The following is a 21,812-nucleotide window of genomic DNA, read 5'->3' on the forward strand; positions in this document are numbered from 1 at the left end:
GGGAAGATTCCCCTTTCCTCTTGTTTTTATTTTAACGGCAATTAATCAGAGTTTGGGCAGACCTGATTAAGTCTTTAGCTGGTCCCTTATTTTAAAGGAGGTTCATTTAAGTGAACAAAAAATCGATTAAAGACATTGATGTACAAGGAAAAAAAGTATTTTGCCGCGTTGACTTCAACGTACCAATGCAAGATGGCAAAGTAACAGATGACACAAGAATTCGTGCAGCTTTACCGACAATTCAACTCCTAGTTGAAAAAGGCGCAAAAGTAATTCTTGCGAGCCATTTGGGCCGTCCTAAAGGTGCAGTAAAAGAAGAGTTACGCTTAACTCCAGTTGCTGCACGTTTAAGCGAATTGCTAGGCAAAGATGTTAAGAAAACAGACGAAGCATACGGAGAAGCAGTACAAGCTGAAATCGGGCAGATGAAAGATGGCGATGTACTTCTTCTAGAAAACGTACGTTTCTATCCTGGTGAAGAAAAGAACGATGCAGAATTAGCAAAAGCATTTGCTGATCTTGCAGATGTATACGTTAATGATGCATTCGGTGCAGCTCACCGTGCACATGCTTCCACAGAAGGAATCGCGAAACATATTCCTGCTGTAGCTGGTTTGCTAATGGAAAAAGAATTAGAAGTGCTTGGAAAAGCTCTTTCTAATCCGGAACGTCCATTCACAGCGATCATTGGCGGAGCTAAAGTAAAAGATAAAATAGGTGTAATCGATAATCTTCTTGATAAAGTGGACAACCTAATCATTGGCGGTGGACTTGCTTATACGTTCATCAAAGCTAAAGGTAATGAAATTGGCCAATCTTTATTAGAAGAAGATAAGATTGAATTAGCTAAGTCCTTCATGGATAAAGCAAAAGAAAAAGGTGTTAATTTCTTAATGCCGGTGGATGCGGTAATTGCAAAGGAATTCTCACCTGATACAGAATCTAAAGTCGTTGATATTGATGCGATCCCAGCTGATTGGCAAGCGCTTGATATCGGTCCGAAAACAGCCAAATTATACGAAGACACTATTAAAAATTCCAAACTCGTGATCTGGAATGGACCAATGGGTGTATTCGAATTTGATAAATTTGCGGGCGGTACAAAAGCAGTAGCTGAAGCACTTGCAAATGCGGAGAATACATATTCCGTAATTGGTGGCGGAGATTCAGCTGCAGCGGTTGAAAAATTCAACTTAGCAGATAAAATGAGTCACATCTCTACTGGCGGCGGTGCTTCCTTAGAGTTCATGGAAGGTAAAGAACTTCCAGGTGTTGTAGCTTTAAACGATAAGTAAAAACATTATACGGACACATATAGGAGGATGAGGAAAATGCGTAAACCAATTATCGCAGGAAACTGGAAGATGAATAAAACGGTTAGCGAAGCTTTACAATTCGTAGAGGAAGTTAAAGGTTCCATTCCTTCTCCAGAAAAAGTGGATGCGGTTGTGTGTTCTTCTCCACTATTTCTAGAATCACTTGTGAAAGCAACAACAGGAACTGACCTTAAGGTCGGTGGGCAAAATATGCACTTTAAGGAAAGTGGCGCATTTACGGGCGAAGTAAGTCCGGAAGCACTTTCAGATTTAGGGGTAGAATATGTTATCATTGGACATTCCGAACGTCGTGAAATGTTCAATGAAACAGATGAATCAGTTAACCAGAAAACATTAGCTGCTTTTAAACACAATTTGATCCCTATCGTGTGTTGTGGGGAAACATTGGAGCAGCGTGAAGCTGGTGAAACGAAAGCTTTTGTAGCTGATCAAATTAATAAGGCATTTCAGGGCCTTACTGAAGAACAAGCTAAGAAAACAGTTATTGCTTATGAACCAATCTGGGCAATTGGTACAGGTAAATCTTCCACAGCAGCTGATGCTGATGAAGTTTGCGGTCACATCCGTCAAACAATCGCTGAAAGCTTTTCTACAGACGTGGCAGAGGCAATTCGGATTCAATATGGCGGTTCTGTTAAACCTGAAAACATCAAAGAATATCTTTCCGAAGATAATATCGATGGTGCTTTAGTTGGCGGAGCAAGCCTTGAACCAACTTCTTTCTTAGGACTATTGGAGGCTGTTTCTAAATGAGTAAGAAACCAGTGGCATTAATCATTCTCGATGGATTTGGATCCCGGGAAGTAATACAGGGAAACGCAGTGGCACAGGCTAAAAAGCCTAACTTTGACCGTTACTGGGCAGAGTATCCACATAATTTCCTGACAGCGAGTGGCTTAGCAGTTGGTTTGCCGGAAGGACAAATGGGTAACTCAGAAGTTGGCCATTTAAATATCGGTGCAGGCCGAATTGTTTATCAAAGCTTAACTCGTGTGAATCTTGCCATTCGTGAAGGTGAATTCGAAAAGAATGAAACTTTCTTAGGCGCGATTCAGCATGCGAAAGAAAATAATAAGGCTCTTCACTTGATGGGATTATTATCTGATGGTGGAGTACACAGCCATATTCAGCATTTGTTTGCTTTACTTCGCTTATGTGCAAAAGAAAACTTTACAAATGTTTATGTGCACGGCATTTTAGATGGACGTGATGTTGGTCCTCAAACTGCTGAAAAATACATTCAACAAACTGAAAATGTATTTAAAGAGCTAGGTTTCGGCCAGTTCGCGACTATCTCAGGACGTTATTACTCCATGGACCGCGATAAACGCTGGGACCGTGTGGAAAAAACGTATCGTTCTATGACTTATGGTGATGGACCTGTCTATTCTTCCGCTATGGAAGTAGTAGAGGATTCCTACCGTAATGGGATTTTTGATGAATTCATTCTACCATCTGTTATTACGAAAGGTGATGGACAACCAATAGCGAAAATTGAAGAAAATGATTCTGTTATTTTCTATAATTTCCGTCCTGACCGTGCCATCCAAATATCGAACGTATTTACAAATGATGATTTCCGTGGTTTTGACAGAGGCCCAGGCTTCCCTAAGAATTTGTATTTCGTTTGCTTGACTCACTTTAGTGAAACGGTTAAAGGATATGTTGCATTTAAACCAACAAATCTGGATAACACAATTGGTGAAGTCTTATCACAAAATAACTTAAATCAGCTTCGTATTGCTGAAACTGAGAAATATCCACATGTTACATTCTTTATGAGTGGTGGACGTGAATCTGAATTCCCAGGCGAAAAACGTATTTTGATTAATTCTCCAAAGGTTGCCACGTATGACCTTAAACCTGAAATGAGCGCTTATGAAGTGACTGAAGCCCTTATGAAGGAATTGGATGAAGATAATCATCATGCGATCATCCTTAACTTTGCTAACCCTGATATGGTGGGGCACTCCGGAATGCTAGAACCTACAATCAAAGCAATTGAGACTGTGGATGAATGCCTTGGAAAAATCGTCGATAAGATCCTATCTATGGGAGGTAAAGCCATCATTACAGCTGACCATGGTAATGCTGATGAGGTGGTTACTCCATTGGGAGATCCGATGACGGCTCATACAACAAACCCTGTTCCGGTGATTGTCACAGATAAAGAGGTAGACCTTCGTGACGGCGGAATTCTGGGTGACTTGGCTCCAACTATGCTTGATCTATTGCATGTAGAGCAACCGAAAGAAATGACAGGAAAATCTTTAATTAAAAAGTAAGTTGTACAAACTATACAATGTGCACGATAATTTACAATTAAAAGGAGAGAAAATTTAATGCCAATTATCATTGATGTATACGCACGTGAAGTTTTAGACTCCCGTGGTAACCCAACAGTTGAAGTAGAAATCGAAACAGAATCTGGCGCATTTGGTCGCGCTATGGTACCAAGTGGTGCTTCCACTGGTGAATACGAAGCAGTAGAACTTCGTGATGGCGATAAAGATCGTTACCTTGGAAAAGGTGTTCAAAAAGCAGTAGATAACGTAAACAATATCATTGCTGAACAAATTATCGGTATGCATGTTCTTGATCAAGCTGGAATCGATAAAGCGATGATCGATCTTGATGGTACTGAAAACAAAGGAAAATTAGGCGCTAACGCTATTCTTGGTGTATCCATGGCTGCTGCTATCGCTGCTGCTGATTACCTAAACATTCCTTTATACCGTTACCTTGGCGGATTCAACACGAAACAGCTTCCAACTCCAATGATGAACATCATCAACGGTGGTTCTCACGCTGACAACAATGTTGATTTCCAAGAATTCATGATCATGCCTGTTGGAGCTCCTACTTTCAAAGAAGCTATCCGTATGGGTGCTGAAGTATTCCACAGCTTGAAAAAAGTTCTACACGACAAAGGCTTAAACACTGCTGTAGGTGACGAAGGTGGATTCGCTCCAAACCTTGGTTCTAACCGTGAAGCTCTTGAAGTAATCATCGAAGCAATCACTAAAGCTGGCTACGAAGCTGGTAAAGATATCTATCTTGCAATGGACGTAGCTTCTTCTGAGTTCTTCAACAAAGAAACGAAGAAATACGATCTAGCAGGCGAAGGACGCAATGGTCTTTCTTCTGAAGAAATGGTTAACTTCTATGAAGAATTAATCAACGAATTCCCAATCATCTCTATTGAAGATGGTTTAGATGAAAACGACTGGGAAGGCCACAAATTGTTAACTGAGCGCATTGGCGATCGTGTACAACTTGTTGGTGATGACTTGTTCGTTACAAACACTAAAAAGCTTGCTGAAGGTATCGAAAAAGGTATCGCTAACTCTATCCTAATTAAAGTTAACCAAATCGGTACTTTAACTGAAACTTTTGATGCAATCGAAATGGCAAAACGCGCTGGCTACACTGCAGTTGTATCCCACCGTTCCGGTGAAACAGAAGATTCTACAATCGCTGACATTGCAGTAGCAACAAACGCTGGCCAAATCAAAACTGGTTCTATGAGCCGTACAGACCGTATCGCGAAATACAACCAACTTCTTCGTATCGAAGACGAGCTTGGCGATTTAGCTGAATACAAAGGTCTTCAATCTTTCTACAACTTAAAAAAATAATGAAATAATGGGACGCCATTATTCTTCATTACTTTCGGAACGCTTTCTTCCTTAACGGAAGAAGGCGTTCTTTTTTGCAAAAAAAAAGAGTAGCAACAATTGCTACTCTATGTTATTTAAATTACTCCAAATTATCTACTGCATACTGAGCTTCTTCTGCAGTAAATTTTTCTCCATACTCAGAAACTAATTGATCATAAATAGCACTCTCTGACATATTCATGGTCTCAGCATAAATTTTTGCTTTCTCTAGTGCATTTGCTTTCCAATCAAATTCAAGATTATCAATCGCATATTGAGCTGCATCCGCAGGGAACTTTTCTCCATACTCAGAGACTAACTGATCATAAATAGCGTTTTTGGACATATGCATGGTCTCAGCATACTGTTCAGCTTTTATTAATGCAGAACGATATTCTCTTGAAACACTAACTTCTTCAGTAGTGGCTTCATCTTCTACTTTTTCAGTAGTCGTAGTTACTTCTTCAACAGTTGGTTCTTTATCTGTTACTTCTTCGGATGTTGATTCTTCTTTTTCTTGTTCATTTTCAGTGTTATTAACTACTACATCTGTTTCTTTTACATCAGTAGAATCAACAGTATTACTCACTTCATTATCACCGGAAGTACCCGCTGCTATAAATATAATTGCAATTAACCAAACCCACCACTTTTTATAAAATGGCTTTTTCTTCTTATCCTTAAACCCCATTATATATCCTCCATTTTTATTTTCTTAGAAAATTATATTAACATATTTTTACTTAAAGCAATGACTACTTTCCTTACAAATATGGATATGTTTGGTAGTTATAAATCTTATGTTATAAATAATGAATTTTAGTTCACTAACCATATAAAAGAATGAGAAATTATAAGGTTTGTCATCGCTGTAATATGTATAAAGGAACGATGAGTCATCCACTTAACTCCTGTAAATGGACTTTATACTTAGTAATAGGGGTTGTATGTATTGTTTTCTGAAATATCAATTATTAAAATTGAAATATACTAAAATAACTTAATGGAGAGATGAGGAGCATGAAACGCAGTCGTAAGATTGTTTCAAAGTTAGTCGGTTTAGTGTTACTGATTGTTTTTTGTTGGTCTGGCATTTATCTGACCGAATATGCACTTGATGAATATCAAATGTATAAGCTGGAGAAGCAAATGGATTTAGATAAACAAGAGGCTATGGCTATATCCCTTTCTGAAAAAACGGGTAAAGTTGATTTTACCAAGTTGAAAGAGAAGAATGCAGAAACCCTTGGATGGATCGCGATTGATGGGACAGCAATTGATTATCCAGTTGTACAAGCAGGTGACAACTCTTATTATTTAAATCATGATTTTAATAATAAGAAATCTATTCAAGGAAGCATTTTCATGGATTATCGTAACCAGATGGACATTGAAGATCAACATACCATCCTCTATGGACATAATATGAAGAATGGCACGATGTTTCATGACTTAAATAAGTACAAAGAAGAGAGCTTTTTAGATGGACATACATATGTGACCTATTACGGCCAAATGAGCTATTATAATTGGGAGATTTTTTCGACCTATAACACAGATTCAAGTTCTGACTATCTGCAAACAGAGTTTGACTCAGGAGAACAGTATGTATCTTTCATAAATCAATTGATCTCTCAATCTGATTTTGCCTATAATGGAGAACCATTTTCCGAAGAGGATCAAATATTGACGCTTTCAACATGCAGTGAAGGTGTAAAAAATGGACGAAGGGTTGTGCATGCGAGATTAATAGAAGAGATTGCTTATGAAGAGTAAGGTCGATCCTATTATAAGATAGAGGCTGCAATGTATAAGCAGCCTCTTATCGTTTTATTACTCAAAGCCAACAGTCATTGCATCAGGATGAGATCCAGAACGGCTGTCTTGATTAATTTGATCGATTCTTGCCATTTCTTCTGGAGATAGTTCAAAATCAAAAATTTGGGAGTTTTCAATAATTCGATGTTCCTTGACCGACTTTGGAATCGTTACGACGCCATGTTGTAGATCCCAGCGCAAGATTACTTGAGCAACAGATTTATTATGCTTTTCGGCAATATCTATAAGAACTGGATTGTCCAAAAGCTTTCCACGCTTTAATGGAGACCAGGCTTCCAACTGAATCCCTTCTTTTTTGCAGAATGCCCGTAGGTCTTCCAGTGTTAAATGAGGATGGAATTCGACCTGGTTCACCATTGGTTTAATTTCAGCAGAAGCGATTAAATCTTCAAGATGATGAACTAGGAAGTTACTTACGCCTATCGCGCGTACCCGTCCATCTTTATAAAGCTTTTCAAAGGCTTTCCATGTTTCTTTATATTTATCCTTACCAGGCCAGTGAATTAAATAAAGATCTAAGTAATCCAATCCTAGTTTCTCCATACTTTCATCAAAAGCTTTTAAAGTAGATTCATACCCTTGCTCACTATTCCATAGTTTTGTAGTGATAAATAAATCTTCGCGTGGAACACCTGATTCTTTGATCGCTTGTCCGACGCCTTCTTCATTCCCATAAATAGCGGCAGTATCAATACTGATATATCCATTTTGAATGGCTGCTTTAACAGATTGTATGACTTCTTCACCTTCTTGAACTTTATAAACGCCCAAGCCAAGCCATGGCATTTTTACGCCATTATGTAAGGTAACCGTATCTTTTATATTGGTTGGCATAACTGATTCCTCCTGTATCTTTTGTTTTTTCTTTCTATTCTATCATTATAAGGGATGACTGAATAATTTAATAATTTATTGGTTGAGAGAGACGAGTGCCTCTATTGATTTTATCTAAGGATGGATATGTATATTTATTTCACTCAAAAAGGAGTAAGAAGAAATCATTTCTCTCCTTATTAGACTGAAAAATACTTCTTTTTGACCTTTTAATGATAAAAGTCTACCAAAAAAGTATTGATCTATATTACTCGTTAGAATAAAAAAGGTGTAGAAAATGAATTCATCTTCTACACCTTTCTTAAGGTTAGGGACTTATTAAATTGTTATGATTAAGAATTATTCTTTCGTTAAATCTTTAAATTGTTTAAATTGGTTATCTACTTCTTGTTTCGGAGGAGCGGTAAGTAAGCTGACAATAATAATAGCTAGTACGCTTGCTCCAAAGCCAGGAATCATTTCATAGAGCGTATCTGAGAGACCGAGGCTTGACCAGACAATAACGGTGACTGCCCCTGCAAGGATACCGGCCAATGCTCCCCATTTATTCATACGTTTCCAGAAGAGGCTTAACAGAATTAGGGGACCGAATGATGATCCAAAGCCTGCCCATGCATAGCCAACTAGATCAAGAATTGTAGAGTTCTTTTCCCAGGATAAAAATAATGCAACAATCGAAACAAGTAAAACAGATAATCTTCCTAAGAACACAAGCTCTTTATCAGAAGCTGAACGTTTGAAGAAAGCTTTGTAAATATCTTCTGTTAAAGAACTGGATGTAACGAGAAGTTGTGAAGAAATCGTACTCATAATCGCAGCTAAAATGGCTGAGATTAAAAATCCAGTGATTATTGGATGGAATAATACTTCCCCTAAAACGATAAAGACTGTTTCTGGATTTTCTAATGGAGAGCCAGTCTGTGAGAAATATGTTATTCCGATAAATCCAGTCAGCATGGCACCAATAATGGAGAAGATCATCCATCCCATACCGATTCGACGAGCCTTTTTAATTTCTTTAACCGATGAAATGGCCATAAAGCGAACAATAATATGAGGCTGGCCGAAGTAACCAAGTCCCCAGGCAACGGAAGATAGGATACCAAGCACGGTAGTCCCTCTGAATATATCTAATAATGCTGGATCGATGGATCGAGCTGTATCAATGGATTCGCCAAATCCACCCACTTCAATGAGTGTGACGATCGGAACGAGAATGAGTGCGATAAACATGATGATTCCTTGCACAAAATCCGTCCAGCTGACGGCAAGAAATCCTCCAAACAAGGTGTAAGCTACTACTACCAAAGTAACAACGATTAATCCAGTATGGTAATCAAGCCCGAATGTGCTTTGGAAAAGTACACCACCAGAAACCATTCCAGACGATACATAAAAAGTAAAGAAGATAAGAATAACAAGTCCGGATATTAAGCGTAGCATTTTCGATGTATCGCCAAAGCGGTTCTCTAAATAACCGGGTATCGTAATTGAATCATTTGCTATTTGTGTATACGTCCGCAGCCTTGGGGCTACATAAATCCAGTTGGCCCAGGCGCCCATAGTTAAACCGAGAGCAATCCATACCGCACTTAGACCTGATGCGTACATGGCTCCGGGTAAGCCCATTAATAGCCAGCCGCTCATATCTGCAGCGCCTGCACTCAGTGCTGTCACAGCAGGCCCAAGTGTTCTGCCGCCTAGCATATAATCAGATAAATTGGATGTTTTTTTATAGGCAAAATATCCGATTCCGAGCATTAAGATCATATAAATAATTACGGAAGTCAATAAAGCATAATCCATCTGTGAGCCCCCTTGGTTTCTTTATCTTTCTAATTTGTCCTCTTAATTCCCCTTAAAAAGTAGAAGTAAATTAGTTTGGTATAGTTTATCAGAAAAATTAAAATAATTCACTTAATATATAATCCTCTAAATACCATATTATTGAAAAAGTGGTAGAGTTATAGGATACTGGATGCATAGTTTTACAAGAAAGGATAGGATCGATAAAAAATGAAAGTTTACATGCTGAAAATCAGTTTGTTGTTGACGCTTGTATTAGGACTTTTTGCCACCGGTATCTCGGCTGCCAATACCACATATAAAAACCCGCCATTTCAAACAATCAATACAATGTTAACTGAAGCCGCTATTAGGAATGATATTCCGCCTGAAGTGGTTAAAGCAGTGGCGTTTGAGGAAAGTGGTTGGAGACAGTTTACGGATAAGGGTCAACCTCTTATATCCAGTGATGGTGGAATTGGTATCATGCAAATTACCAATAAGACAGAACTTAATCAAGGTAGGTTAAAAACCGATATTAAATACAATATCGAGGAAGGCGTCAAAATCCTCAGTGCTAACTACAACCGTAAAGACCTCCCTAAAATTAAAGGTGCAGATCGGAAAGTGATTGAGAACTGGTATTTTCCGGTGATGGCCTATAATGGTACAAAGCCAGAGAATAGTCCGCTTTATCAAGCCACAGGAAAAAGAAATACGTCTGCTTATCAGGAAAAGGTATTCAAAAAAATAGAAGATAATATTATCTGGGGAAGGATATTAATAGATTATCCATTTTCAGTGAAGGATTTTACCTATAAAACAAATAGCACAGCAAATATTAAATTCAACAAATTGAGTTATACCTTAACCAATCCAATCACGACTTCACACTCTGCATTTAAATCGAACAATAAAGTGATCGTTACTGGAAGTAATGTTAAATTGAGAGACAGACCAAGTACGGATGCTAACTCCAAAGTTGTCAAAACTCTCGCCAAGGGCACCATTTTAACAATCGATGGAAGCATAGCATATGATCAATCTCCAACAAGTAAAAATCAATTTGTCTGGTATCCGGTCAAAACATCAAATGGAGTAAAAGGGTATATCGCCTCCTCCTATTTGTCCAAGTATGTACTGACAACGGGAACAGTGACGAACAAATCAACCACGGTAACAGGTAATGTTGAAAAAGGATATACTCTTTCGGTAAAAGCTGGATCTAAAGAACTTGGTACCTACAAGGCAAAGGCAACAGGATCCTATAAAATTACAATCAAAGCGCAAACAGCGGGTACAAAGCTGAAAATAATCGCAAAAGATCAAGCTGGGATTGTGCATGACATAAAAGATAGTACGGTAAAAGATGTGATTCCTCCTGCTAAACCCAGTGCAACTACTGTTTCAGATAAATCCACATCAGTAAGCGGCAAAGCAGAAGCCGGCAGTACAGTTATCATCAAAGCAGGAAATAAAACCTTGTCCGGAAAAGTAAGTGCTAAAGGGCAATACACAATTAAAATAACCAAACAAAAAGCAGGTGCCAAATTAATCCTTACAGCTAAGGATCCAGCTAATAATGTGAGTCCGACGCAAACGATTACGGTGTTGGATAAAACGGCACCATCTGCACCTAAAGTAAATGCTATGACATCTAAGTCAAAGGCTGTTACCGGTAAAACGGAAGCAAATGCAAGTGTTACGGTCAAAGTAAATAATAAAACGCTTGGAAGTGCAAAGGCAAACAACAAAGGGACTTTCACTGTAAACATAAAAGCTCAGAAAAAAGGTACAACCCTTTCTGTAACGGCTAAGGATAAAGCTAACAATACAAGTAAGGCGACACAAGTAAAGTTAACTAAGTAATACGGGACTGAGAATAGGGGGAATCCTCTTATTCTCTTTTTTTGTGATGATAAGGAACGAGTTTATTTTAATAAAGAATGAGGAAAGGATGGTACGGGTTATTTCGAGGAGTTTGAGCAATTTTATATTTAGCAAGGTAGGGATTACTAAGATGTACAGAAAATGAATGGAATAAAGGCTAACATGATCCGCTAATCGTGAAAGACAACCTCATTAATTAACAAATGTTTTAATGAACCATCATGAGGTAAATATCCAAAAAGGCACAAAAAACCGATTGCGCTGGGCGCAATCGGCATTTATTTTTGGTCGGTCTCTGAAGAGTCTATTTTAATCCATTCATCAGCCCATTCAGCGATAGCCTGCATCATTGGCTTCATTGATTCTCCTGTTTCTGTTAAAGAATATTCAATTCGGACTGGCGTTTCCGGATAGACGTCACGTTTAACGATTCCTTGTTTTTCTAAGTCTTTCAGCCGTTCAGATAGAACTCTTCCACTGACGCCGATTGATGACTCCAGCGTGCAAAAACGTTGGGGACCAGATTGTAATTGATAGATAATTAAACCGCTCCAGCGGCGGCTGAGAATCTCCATGGCCTTTTCGAACTTAGGACAAATGTGAGATTGATTCATATGACTTCACCCCTATTGACTATATTATAACGCATTATTGAAAAATTATATAATAAATTATCAGAATTTATTTACTTGACATAACTTTGTTACTAAAATATAATTACTTACATAAAGTAAGTTATGTACCAAATGGATATTTGAATACGACTTATTGGGAGAGAGAAGAATGAACTTTCATCAAAAAACAAATACGTTTGTGGAAAGTCTTGAATTGAAGATACTTAATATGGAAAGGTCACTGGCCTTTTACGAAAACATCATTGGCTTTAAGGTTCTGGAACGTGAGAGTCACCGGGCTGTTTTAACAGCGGACGGAAAAACACCGTTACTTACCTTGCTGCAACCTGAAAATGTGACACCAAAAGAGGCTCATAAATCCGGTCTGTACCATTTTGCCTTATTGTTACCTTCACGAGCTGATTTGGGAAGCTTTTTGCATCATGTCGCAAAGATTAATTACCCATTGGGAGCTTCGGACCACCATGTAAGTGAAGCACTATATTTACAAGATGTAGATGGGAATGGAATTGAAATATATGCGGATAGGCCTGAGTCGTCGTGGATATGGAAGGATAAAGAGGTCCATATGGTTACTGAGCCTTTGAAAGCAGAAGAGGTATTAGCAGCAGGAGAAAGCAAGATGTGGGAGGGGCTTCCGTCTGAAACCGTAATGGGGCATATTCATCTGCATGTTGGAAATCTTGAGCAAGCGGAAGAGTTTTACGGAGAAGGATTAGGTTTTGATGTGGTTATCCGTTATGGCGGGCAGGCATTGTTTATGTCCAAAGATGGTTATCACCATCATATCGGTTTAAATGTTTGGAATGGAAAGGATATACCGGCTGCTTCAAAGGAAAGTGTGGGACTGCATGCCTTCACCATTCATTATCCAGATGATAAGCGAAGGAAAGATGCTATATCTCGTTTGAAAGAAATCGGTGCTGAAGTTCGAGAAGAGGATGGCTATTGGGAAACATCAGATCCGTTTGGTTTAACTATTCGGTTATCTGTTTAAATAACATAGGTATCAACTGGTATTCTATATAAAAATTGAGGAGGAATAAAATCATGAGCGAAACAAATAAATTTTTATCAGGTATTGAGTCTAGACGTTCACTTTATGCGATTAACGATGAAAAGGTAGTATCTGAAGAGAGAGTGCGGGAGATTGTTGAATTTGCGGTAAAACATACACCATCTGCTTTTAACTCGCAAAGCTCAAGGGTTGTTGTTTTATTTGGAGAACAAAGTAATAAATTTTGGGATATCACAACTGAAACATTAAGAAAAACGGTACCTGCCGAGCATTTTGCCAGCACGCAAGAAAAAATGGATATGTTTAATGCCGGATATGGCACGATTCTTTTCTTTGAAGATCAAGCTGTCATTGAAGGCCTGCAGTCTCAATTTGATTTATATGCAGATAAATTCCCGATTTGGTCAAATGAAGCCTCCGGTATGTTGCAACTTGTAGTATGGACAGCTCTTGAAACAGAAGGTTTAGGTGCGACGCTTCAACATTATAATCCATTAATAGATGAAGAAGTGAAGGCAACCTGGAATATACCGGCAACCTGGAAGTTAGCAGCCCAAATGCCATTTGGCAAACCAATTGCGCCAGCTGGCGAGAAACAATTCAATCCAATTGAAGACCGTGTAAAAGTATTTAAATAATCATCTCGTTTAGACTAAAAAAGACGCTCCATTTGAAGTGACTCCCAGGAAAGTTAGATTACCATTCTAACCTTCCTGAGACACTAAAGGGAGCGTCTTTCTAGTTAATTTCGATCTTGGTATTCTCGTTTAAGTTCAGTTTGAAAACGATCCAGAAAAATGCCAATCAAGAAAAAGGCGATTAAGATGGAGTAGGATGTTTTAAAAACAGTTTGAACCGATTCTGGACTCCAAACAGAGGACCAGAAAGTGTCTCCGCTAAGAAATCCGTAAACGAGAATTAATATATGTAACGCAAACCAAAAGAGGGTCAGAGTACTCGTGTTTGAACGAATGATTACAACAATTAAGCTGATTAGTATGGCTAAAATGGCCATGTAGAGGTATGGACTAATAGACAGCCAATGTATCGATAAGAGTTCAAAAATGAATAGACCAATTAAATAAAGATGAACGGAATAGGTCATAAAAAAGATGAATGGTGTTCCGTGATGTTTAGATCTGATTAAAAGTACACCAGCGATGAGCAAAAGGGCTCCTATTAACGGGGCACCCCATGCAAAGAACATCATTAAACTGCCAAATATAAATCCGATCATGTTTGCGTAATTTATCTTATTTAACCAATCAGTAAACATACCCATGTCCCCCTCTATTACGGGAATTATAGATCTTTATTTGATTATACCCTGCTCGCGGTGAAATTAACTATTTACTCCTTGTTAGTTATTGTGAAAAAAAGGTGGGTATGGTAAAGTGAAAGTATTGATAAGACCGTAATTAGGAGGTATTTGTTCGTGTTGCATACTACACTCATCGTATTATTGGTTATTACATGCATCAGTTTGATTGTCGTAGTCTTACTGCAATCCGGTAAAAGTGCAGGGTTATCCGGTGCTATTTCCGGTGGGGCTGAACAGCTTTTTGGTAAACAAAAGGCAAGAGGACTTGATTTATATTTACATCGCGCTACTATTATTTTATCCGTATTATTCTTTGTTTTAACAATTCTTGTTTCTTTTTTCGCAAAGTAATACGAAGTAAACAAACATTGCCTGGCAGCTTTGCCAGGCTTTTTTGATGTGTATAACGTTCTTATTAATAGCGTTTTGTTACTCTAACGTCGTAAACTGGTAGTACACAGTATAAGTTCAAACAAATAAAGGGAGATTTTATGTATGAAAATAACTCAGCCACAACCATTCACATTTGAGGGAGGAAACCGGGCTGTCTTATTGCTTCACGGTTTTACTGGGAATAGCGCTGATGTACGAATGTTAGGCAGATATCTTGAAGGCAAAGGATATACATGTCATGCACCACAGTATAAGGGGCATGGCGTACCTCCGGAAGAGTTGGTCAATTATGGACCAACTGATTGGTGGAAGGACTGTATGAGAGCCTATGATAAATTACGGGCAATGGGCCATAAAGAGATTGCGGTGGCCGGTCTTTCATTAGGAGGGGTATTTTCCTTAAAATTAGGTTACACTGTACCTGTTAAGGGTATCGTACCGATGTGTGCGCCTATGTATATAAAAAGTGAAAAAGTCATGTATGAAGGTGTCCTGGAGTATGCGCGTGAGTATAAAAATCGTGAAGGAAAAAGCCATGAACAAATAGAATTGGAAATGGCTCGTTTTCAAAAACGCCCAATGGAAACCTTGCGAGCATTACAGGAATTGATCAGTGATGTACGAGAGCATGTGAATCAAATCGATGTGCCGCTATTTGTCGCTCAGGCCCGTCATGATCATATGATCAATACAGACAGCGCCAATATTATCTATAATTCGGCGAACACAGAACAGAAGAGTTTGAAATGGTATGAAGAATCAGGCCATGTCATTACACTCGATAAAGAACGTGATCAGCTTCATCAAGATGTTCTTGCGTTTTTAGAGAGTCTTGATTGGGCAAATTAATATATAGATCAATGATAAAGGAAAGAAAGGAGGGGTTTGTGTGGATGACATGATTCGTCAACATGTAGACAAGCTGCATTCTTATATGAAAGAAGAAGCTTACAAACCCATGACCGTACAAGAATTAGAGGCAGCAATGGGGGTAGAGGACTCCGAGGATTTCAAGGATTTTGTGAAGGCTCTCGTATATATGGAGGAGCATGGCCAAATCGTGAGAACCCGTTCCGACCGTTATGGGCTGCCGGAGAGAATGAACCTTGTAAAAGGAAAAGTTTCTGGACATGCTAAAGGATTTGCTTTTGTGATTCCTGAAGAGAAAGGCATGGATGATATCTTTATTCCTCCGCATGAATTAAACAATGCGATGCACGGAGATATTGTAATGGTACGTGTCTCTTCGCAATCATCTGGGCAAAGACGTGAAGGAACCATTGTTAAAATTGTTGAACGTGGTGTCCAAAATGTTGTAGGTACTTACACGGAAACAAGAGGGATTGGTTTTGTTATCCCGGATGATAAGAAGATGGCCAATGATATCTTTATCCCTAACGAGGCAAAGAATGGTGCCGTTGAAGGCCATAAAGTGGTTGTTAAAATAACAAACTATCCGGAAGGCAGAATGTCAGCAGAAGGAGAAGTTATCACGATCTTAGGGCATAAAAATGATCCTGGTGTTGATATTTTATCCATTATTCATAAATTTGGTTTGCCAGGGGAATTCCCGGAAGAAGCGTTGGAACAAGCCAATCAAACACCTGAAGTTATAGATGAAAAGGATCTGGTGAATCGTCGTGATCTGCGGAATGAAACCATTGTGACGATTGATGGAGCAGATGCGAAGGATTTAGATGATGCCGTAACGGTAACCAGACTTGAAAATGGCAACTATAAGCTTGGTGTACATATTGCGGATGTTTCCCATTATGTAACAGAAGGGTCACCAATTGATGTTGAAGCGGCTGAACGCGCGACAAGTATCTATCTGGTGGACCGGGTTATTCCGATGATTCCGCATCGTTTATCAAATGGAATTTGTTCATTGAATCCGCGTGTGGATCGGTTAACGTTATCTTGTGAAATGGAAATCGATTCAGAGGGAACAGTCGTTTCTCATGAGATTTTCCAAAGTGTGATTAAAACAACGGAGCGTATGACGTATTCAGATGTGAATGAAATTCTCGTTGATAAAAACGAGGAATTAATCAAACGCTATGAACCGATTGTTCCAATGTTTGAAGAAATGGAAAAATTAGCAGAAATTCTCCGCGGAAAAAGAATGCGCAGAGGAGCCATTGACTTTGATTTTAAAGAAGCTAAAATCCTCGTTAATGAAAATGGAGAACCAACTGATGTCGTTCTTCGTACACGTTCTGTTGCAGAGAAATTAATTGAAGAATTTATGCTAGCAGCAAACGAAACAGTAGCCGAGCATTTCCATTGGATGGATGTGCCGTTTATTTATCGTATCCATGAAGATCCAAATGAAGATAAGCTGAGAAAATTCTTTGATTTTATCGTGAATTTTGGCTATATCGTGCGTGGTACGGCAAATTCCATTCATCCGCGTGCTTTGCAGGAAATCATTGAAGCTGTGCAAGGAAAACCGGAGGAAATGGTCGTATCGACTGTCATGCTTCGTTCCATGCAACAAGCGAAATATGATCCTGAGAGTCTAGGCCATTTTGGATTGTCGACAGATTATTATACGCATTTTACATCACCAATCCGTCGTTATCCGGATTTAATTGTTCACCGCTTAATCCGTACGTATTTAATTAATGGCGATTTAAGCAAAGAGACACAGGAAAAATGGAATGAGAAGCTTGGTGAAATTGCTCAGCATACTTCTTCCATGGAACGTCGAGCAGTAGATGCAGAGCGGGAAACGGATGATTTGAAAAAAGCTGAATACATGGAAGATAAGGTGGGTGAGGAGTTTGACGGGATCATCAGATCTGTCACAAACTTCGGTATGTTCGTTGAACTTTCCAACACCATTGAAGGTCTTGTCCACGTCAGCTATATGACAGATGATTATTATCATTTCGATGATCGTCAATACGCAATGATTGGTGAACGTACGGCTAAGGTGTTCAGAATCGGCGACGAGATCACTGTTAGGGTCATTAATGTAAATAAAGACGAACGTGCCATTGACTTTGAGATTGTAGGAATGAAAGACAATCGTGAACGAGTTTCTGGTGAAAAACGTATTTTTAGAGCAGAACCGGGTAAAAACCGCCGTAAAGATTCATCAAGGCCACAAGGCGGCGGTGACAAGCGTAAACCAGGAAGCCAGGGCAAAGGCAAGCCAGGAGAAAACGCCGATAAAAAAGGACCAAGAAAGAAAAAGAAATTTTATGAGAACGCACCGGCTGCAAAGCGCAAGTCCGGAAAGAAGAAAAAACGCTAATAATCACGAAGGAGAGCTGACAAGAGTTAGCTCTCCTTTTATTTGTAGGTAATGGCTAGTTAAAATCATTAAAGGATCTTTCAAGAATTTTGCTAATTTAGTCATATTACTGTACTTTAGAAATTATAATTTATATAATACATATCATATGTCTTTAGTATGAATTAAGGGGGAGAGTTTGAAATGGACACAACTTTAGTTATTATAAATATTCTGATCTTACTTGCATTAGTCGGCTTATTGTTCTATATGCAAAAGAAACATGTATCCTTTTCGAAACGTGTATTTACAGGTCTCGGATTAGGAATTCTCTTGGGGGTATTCCTTCAATTGGCATTCGATAGCGATAGTACTGTCGTAGCGGATACAAAGAATTGGTACAGTATTGTAGGGACGGGCTATGTCAGCCTTTTGAAAATGATTGTCATGCCATTGATTGTCGTGTCGATTATTTCCGCTATTATCCGTCTGAAGGGATCAGCAGGAGTTGGTAAAATTAGCTTCTCCATTATTGGGGTCTTGGTTTTAACCACTGCCATAGCAGCAGCTGTCGGAATTGGCAGCGCCCTTACATTTGATTTATCAGCGGATCATCTTGAATCTGGGGAAGCAGAGGATGCCCGTTCTGCTCAGTTAGAAGAAACTATGATAGAAGTAGAAAATCAAAGCTTTCCAGAACGAATTTTACAGGTCATTCCAACGAATCCGTTTCTTGATTTAACTGGTCAAAGGCCTACTTCCACCATCGCAACAGTTATTTTTGCAGCTTTTATCGGGATTGCGGCCATGGGTGTTAGAAGAAAGGCACCGGCGGAGTTTGAAACATTTGAAAAAATCATTAATGCTTTATATAAAATTGTGATGAGAGTTGTTACATTGATTCTTCGCTTAACACCATATGGTATTTTAGCGTTAATGGCGAATACTATTGCTAATACGGATGTACAGGGAATTATTGAATTATCCACCTTCGTCATTGCTTCTTATGTAGCGTTGATTGTCATGTTCCTAATTCATTTGGTTATTTTGTTCTTTACGGGTTTAAATCCAATACAATATGTTAAAAAAATAGGCCCATTACTTACATTTGCGTTTACTTCGCGTTCAAGTGCAGCGTCTATTCCTATTAATGTAGAAACTCAAACTAAACAATTTGGTAACTCAGAAGGAATTGCGAACTTTGCTGCCTCTCTTGGGGCATCCATTGGTCAAAATGGATGTGCAGGAATCTATCCAGCTATGTTGGCTGTCATGATTGCGCCAGATCCGCTTGATCCTGGATTCCTTATCCAATTAGTCATCATAGTAGCTATTAGTTCGTTTGGTGTAGCCGGTGTTGGCGGTGGAGCTACCTTTGCCGCATTAATCGTCTTATCCAGCATGAACTTGCCAATTGGGATTGCAGCCTTACTAATCTCTGTAGAACCATTGATTGATATGGGTAGAACAGCTCTTAATGTCAGCGGTTCGACTACAGCAGGCTTGGTAACCGGCCGTGTAACAGGTGAATTGGACAAAGATGTGTACAACGGTAAAATGGTTGAAATGAATTCAGTTGAGGCATAAAGGAAAGAGGGAGAATGCAACTTTATGCATTCTTCCTTTTTTATTGTTTCGTGAGGCTTTAAGTCGGGAAAGGAATAAAGGGTATAACTCCATGTTTCATTTTCTAAAGAGAAGGATAACGAACATTTCAATCGAATACTATATAGGTATGGAATTTAGGGAAATGGAGGAATACTAGAATGAGTAAGATTGCGATTCAAACAGCAAAAGCACCGGCGGCAATTGGGCCGTATTCACAAGCGATTCGAGTGAATGGTTTTGTTTATACATCCGGACAGCTTGGATTAGATCCTGAGACGGGTGAATTAAAAGATGGGGTCCAGGAACAAACACATCAAGCATTTAAAAACATACAGGCTATTCTGGAAGAAGAAGGGCTTGATTTAAATCATATTGTGAAGACAACAGTATTCCTGAATGATATGAATGATTTTGCGGCAGTCAATGAAGTTTACGCCACCTATTTTAGCGGCAGTTTTCCTGCAAGAAGTGCTGTAGAGGTGGCTCGTCTACCAAAAGACGGACTTGTAGAAATAGAAGCAATTGCTGTAGTATGATAGAAGGAGAGCCTATAGTGCTTAGGCTCTCTTTTAACCTAACCCATATATAGAGAGAGGGGGCTATCAAATGCCAAAGGGTACAGGAAAGGTAATCGGTCAAAATAAAAAGGCCTATCATGATTACTTTATCGAAGAAACCTATGAAGCAGGAATTGTTTTGCAGGGGACTGAGATTAAATCCATTCGAAATGGTCGAGTTAACTTAAAGGATTCTTATGCAAGGATTATTAATGGAGAAGTCTTCTTAATGGGAATGCATATTAGCCCATATGAGCAGGGAAACCGTTATAATCACGATCCGTTGCGTGTGCGCAAGCTACTTTTGCACAATAAGGAAATCAGCAAATTAATCGGTGCTACAAAAGAACAAGGGTATGCACTTGTGCCATTGAAGTTATATTTAAAAAACGGTTTTGCCAAGGTTTTAATTGGTTTAGGCAAGGGTAAAAAGAATTATGATAAACGTGAAGACTTGAAAAGAAAAGAAGCAAAACGTGAAATCGAACGAGCGTTTAAAGAACGCCAACGTTAAGCTTAGATTGGTATTGTCACCAAGTTCTTACAATTGAATTTCACACTTATTATGTTATAATTACTTATGTACCACAATTGAATAGAAGCAACGCTCAAAGCACGCTTCTTCATTTCGTACGATCCACATTCTTATCATGGGGACGTTACGGATTCGACAGGGGTAGTTCGAGCTTATGTTGCGAGTCGAGGGGATCGGCCTCGTTAAAACGTCAAAGCCTATAACTGGCAAACAAAACAACAACTTAGCTTTCGCTGCTTAATAACAGTCGATAAGCTGTTCCTCCCTCCATTGTCCATGTGGTAGGGTAAGGGACTCAACTTTAGTGGACTACGCCGGATCTCACCGTCTGAGGGAGAAGGAAGAGAATAACCAGACTAGCTGTCCGGACGCCTGTCGATAGGCAGAAGGAACAGTGAAACGCCAATGTATCGACTACACTCGTAGATGCATAAGTGCCGTTATCTTTGGACGTGGGTTCGACTCCCACCGTCTCCACCAATACATACGGTGGAATTACTGTTATATTAACGCTTAGATAAGCTAGGGATATTGAACGGGATTTAAACCTCGTTTAATATCCCTTTTTTCATACTTACATATTAGCTATTTGGAGACCTTCAAATTCGATCATGAATATGGAGGTTTTTATTATGTCTAATAATTAAGGCGGTAAATAGTGATGTAGGAAACATGAATTAGATTATACAAATGAAATAGAAATAAAGTCCCTTTAATAACTAGTTATAATAGTTATCCGCAGGGGAATTTCATAACGATGTATGTAATAAGAAAGAACGAACAAAAGGTGGTATAATAAATAGGGAAAAAATTACTTAAATAGAAAGCTGGACGTCCACGATGAATGAGCAATTAGTAGATTGGATTACGCGATTTCAAAAAGAAAAAGATGCCGATGCTCTTGAAAATTTAAAAAACTATTGTTTTCATATGATAGAACCATTAATTATGGAATTTACTGAGAAATACGGTGAAGATGCGGGTGAATTATTGCGTTTAAAATGGGATAAACGATTTTATTTTATTTTTACTAAATATCAATTAAATGTTGGCTTGCCACTAGATAGCTTTGTTAAAAATACGTACCGCTTTTATTTTATGCAGGTATTAAAAAAAGCCGGTTATATTTTATAACTACTACTGTTACTAAGTGAAATCTA

The 21,812-nt window shown here is 38.8% G+C and carries 20 protein-coding genes and 1 other RNA gene; 16 read left to right on the forward strand and 5 right to left on the reverse strand.

Annotation, left to right across the window (positions count from 1 at the left end; genetic code table 11):
• Positions 1–110: 110 nt before the first annotated feature.
• Genes AC58NB_RS01750 through eno form a run of 4 tightly spaced genes read left to right on the forward strand, consistent with a single transcriptional unit; the run spans position 111 to position 4,975 of the window.
• Positions 111–1,295 (forward strand): phosphoglycerate kinase, encoded by a 1,185-nt coding sequence (locus AC58NB_RS01750; protein WP_497425081.1) that lies wholly within the window; start codon positions 111–113, stop codon positions 1,293–1,295.
• Between the two features lie 36 nt (positions 1,296–1,331).
• Positions 1,332–2,090, forward strand: a complete 759-nt coding sequence (gene tpiA, locus AC58NB_RS01755; protein WP_497425082.1) for a triose-phosphate isomerase — start codon at positions 1,332–1,334, stop codon at positions 2,088–2,090.
• A complete protein-coding gene (gene gpmI, locus AC58NB_RS01760; RefSeq protein ID WP_497425083.1) occupies positions 2,087–3,622 on the forward strand; it encodes a 2,3-bisphosphoglycerate-independent phosphoglycerate mutase in 1,536 nt (511 codons plus the stop codon). Before tpiA ends, gpmI begins: the two co-directional genes overlap by 4 nt.
• 57 nt (positions 3,623–3,679) lie before the next feature.
• A complete protein-coding gene (gene eno / locus AC58NB_RS01765; protein ID WP_066106229.1) occupies positions 3,680–4,975 on the forward strand; it encodes a phosphopyruvate hydratase in 1,296 nt (431 codons plus the stop codon).
• A 121-nt stretch (positions 4,976–5,096) separates the two neighbouring features.
• Here eno and AC58NB_RS01770 read toward each other — a convergent pair whose 3' ends face one another.
• The gene (locus AC58NB_RS01770) at positions 5,097–5,687 is read right to left on the reverse strand and encodes an Ltp family lipoprotein (RefSeq protein ID WP_497425084.1); all 591 of its coding nucleotides are present in this window, start codon (positions 5,685–5,687) and stop codon (positions 5,097–5,099) included.
• Positions 5,688–6,016: 329 nt separating this feature from the next.
• Here AC58NB_RS01770 and srtB point away from each other — a divergent pair, with 329 nt between their 5' ends.
• The gene (srtB, locus tag AC58NB_RS01775; protein WP_497425085.1) at positions 6,017–6,772 is read left to right on the forward strand and encodes a class B sortase; all 756 of its coding nucleotides are present in this window, start codon (positions 6,017–6,019) and stop codon (positions 6,770–6,772) included.
• Positions 6,773–6,829: 57 nt separating this feature from the next.
• On the opposite strand, the gene pgoN is transcribed toward srtB, so the two are convergent.
• Positions 6,830–7,669: a glyoxal/methylglyoxal reductase gene (gene pgoN, locus AC58NB_RS01780; RefSeq protein ID WP_497425086.1), complete on the reverse strand. Its 840-nt coding sequence runs from the start codon at positions 7,667–7,669 to the stop codon at positions 6,830–6,832.
• Positions 7,670–8,008: 339 nt separating this feature from the next.
• Positions 8,009–9,475 carry a sodium/proline symporter PutP gene (gene putP / locus AC58NB_RS01785; RefSeq protein WP_497425087.1) on the reverse strand — a complete coding sequence of 489 codons (1,467 nt, stop codon included), beginning with the start codon at positions 9,473–9,475 and terminating at the stop codon, positions 8,009–8,011.
• 210 nt (positions 9,476–9,685) lie between these two features.
• Between putP and AC58NB_RS01790 the strand changes: the two genes are divergently transcribed.
• A complete protein-coding gene (locus AC58NB_RS01790; RefSeq protein ID WP_497425088.1) occupies positions 9,686–11,323 on the forward strand; it encodes an Ig-like domain-containing protein in 1,638 nt (545 codons plus the stop codon).
• A gap of 299 nt (positions 11,324–11,622) precedes the next feature.
• On the opposite strand, the gene AC58NB_RS01795 is transcribed toward AC58NB_RS01790, so the two are convergent.
• Positions 11,623–11,958, reverse strand: coding sequence for a winged helix-turn-helix transcriptional regulator (locus AC58NB_RS01795; RefSeq protein WP_497425089.1), 336 nt, complete (start codon positions 11,956–11,958; stop codon positions 11,623–11,625).
• A gap of 169 nt (positions 11,959–12,127) precedes the next feature.
• Here AC58NB_RS01795 and AC58NB_RS01800 point away from each other — a divergent pair, with 169 nt between their 5' ends.
• Together AC58NB_RS01800 and AC58NB_RS01805 are read left to right on the forward strand one after the other, a co-directional pair.
• Positions 12,128–12,976: a VOC family protein gene (locus AC58NB_RS01800; RefSeq protein ID WP_497425090.1), complete on the forward strand. Its 849-nt coding sequence runs from the start codon at positions 12,128–12,130 to the stop codon at positions 12,974–12,976.
• 53 nt (positions 12,977–13,029) lie between these two features.
• Entirely contained in the window at positions 13,030–13,635 is a 606-nt protein-coding gene (locus AC58NB_RS01805) for a nitroreductase family protein (protein WP_497425091.1), read from the forward strand.
• 104 nt (positions 13,636–13,739) lie between these two features.
• Here the strand turns inward: AC58NB_RS01805 and AC58NB_RS01810 are convergent, their stop codons facing one another.
• Entirely contained in the window at positions 13,740–14,273 is a 534-nt protein-coding gene (locus tag AC58NB_RS01810) for a hypothetical protein (RefSeq protein WP_497425092.1), read from the reverse strand.
• Positions 14,274–14,435: 162 nt separating this feature from the next.
• On the opposite strand from AC58NB_RS01810, the gene secG reads away from it, so the two are divergent.
• The 8 genes from secG (at position 14,436) to AC58NB_RS01850 (ending at position 21,786) form a co-directional block, all read left to right on the forward strand.
• Positions 14,436–14,669 carry a preprotein translocase subunit SecG gene (gene secG, locus AC58NB_RS01815; RefSeq protein WP_497425153.1) on the forward strand — a complete coding sequence of 78 codons (234 nt, stop codon included), beginning with the start codon at positions 14,436–14,438 and terminating at the stop codon, positions 14,667–14,669.
• Between the two features lie 144 nt (positions 14,670–14,813).
• Positions 14,814–15,560 carry an alpha/beta hydrolase gene (locus AC58NB_RS01820; RefSeq protein ID WP_497425093.1) on the forward strand — a complete coding sequence of 249 codons (747 nt, stop codon included), beginning with the start codon at positions 14,814–14,816 and terminating at the stop codon, positions 15,558–15,560.
• Between the two features lie 49 nt (positions 15,561–15,609).
• On the forward strand, positions 15,610–17,973 hold the full coding sequence (rnr, locus tag AC58NB_RS01825) for a ribonuclease R (RefSeq protein WP_497425154.1): 2,364 nt from the start codon (positions 15,610–15,612) through the stop codon (positions 17,971–17,973).
• 183 nt (positions 17,974–18,156) lie between these two features.
• Positions 18,157–19,539: an L-cystine transporter gene (locus AC58NB_RS01830; RefSeq protein WP_497425094.1), complete on the forward strand. Its 1,383-nt coding sequence runs from the start codon at positions 18,157–18,159 to the stop codon at positions 19,537–19,539.
• Positions 19,540–19,718: 179 nt separating this feature from the next.
• On the forward strand, positions 19,719–20,096 hold the full coding sequence (locus AC58NB_RS01835; RefSeq protein WP_497425095.1) for a RidA family protein: 378 nt from the start codon (positions 19,719–19,721) through the stop codon (positions 20,094–20,096).
• A gap of 70 nt (positions 20,097–20,166) precedes the next feature.
• Positions 20,167–20,631, forward strand: coding sequence for an SsrA-binding protein SmpB (gene smpB / locus AC58NB_RS01840; protein ID WP_497425096.1), 465 nt, complete (start codon positions 20,167–20,169; stop codon positions 20,629–20,631).
• Between the two features lie 138 nt (positions 20,632–20,769).
• Positions 20,770–21,132: a transfer-messenger RNA gene (gene ssrA, locus AC58NB_RS01845) on the forward strand.
• A gap of 360 nt (positions 21,133–21,492) precedes the next feature.
• Positions 21,493–21,786, forward strand: a complete 294-nt coding sequence (locus AC58NB_RS01850) for a hypothetical protein (RefSeq protein WP_497425097.1) — start codon at positions 21,493–21,495, stop codon at positions 21,784–21,786.
• Positions 21,787–21,812 lie beyond the last annotated feature (26 nt).

The sequence above is a fragment of the Pradoshia sp. TA40_28 genome (assembly GCF_059694525.1).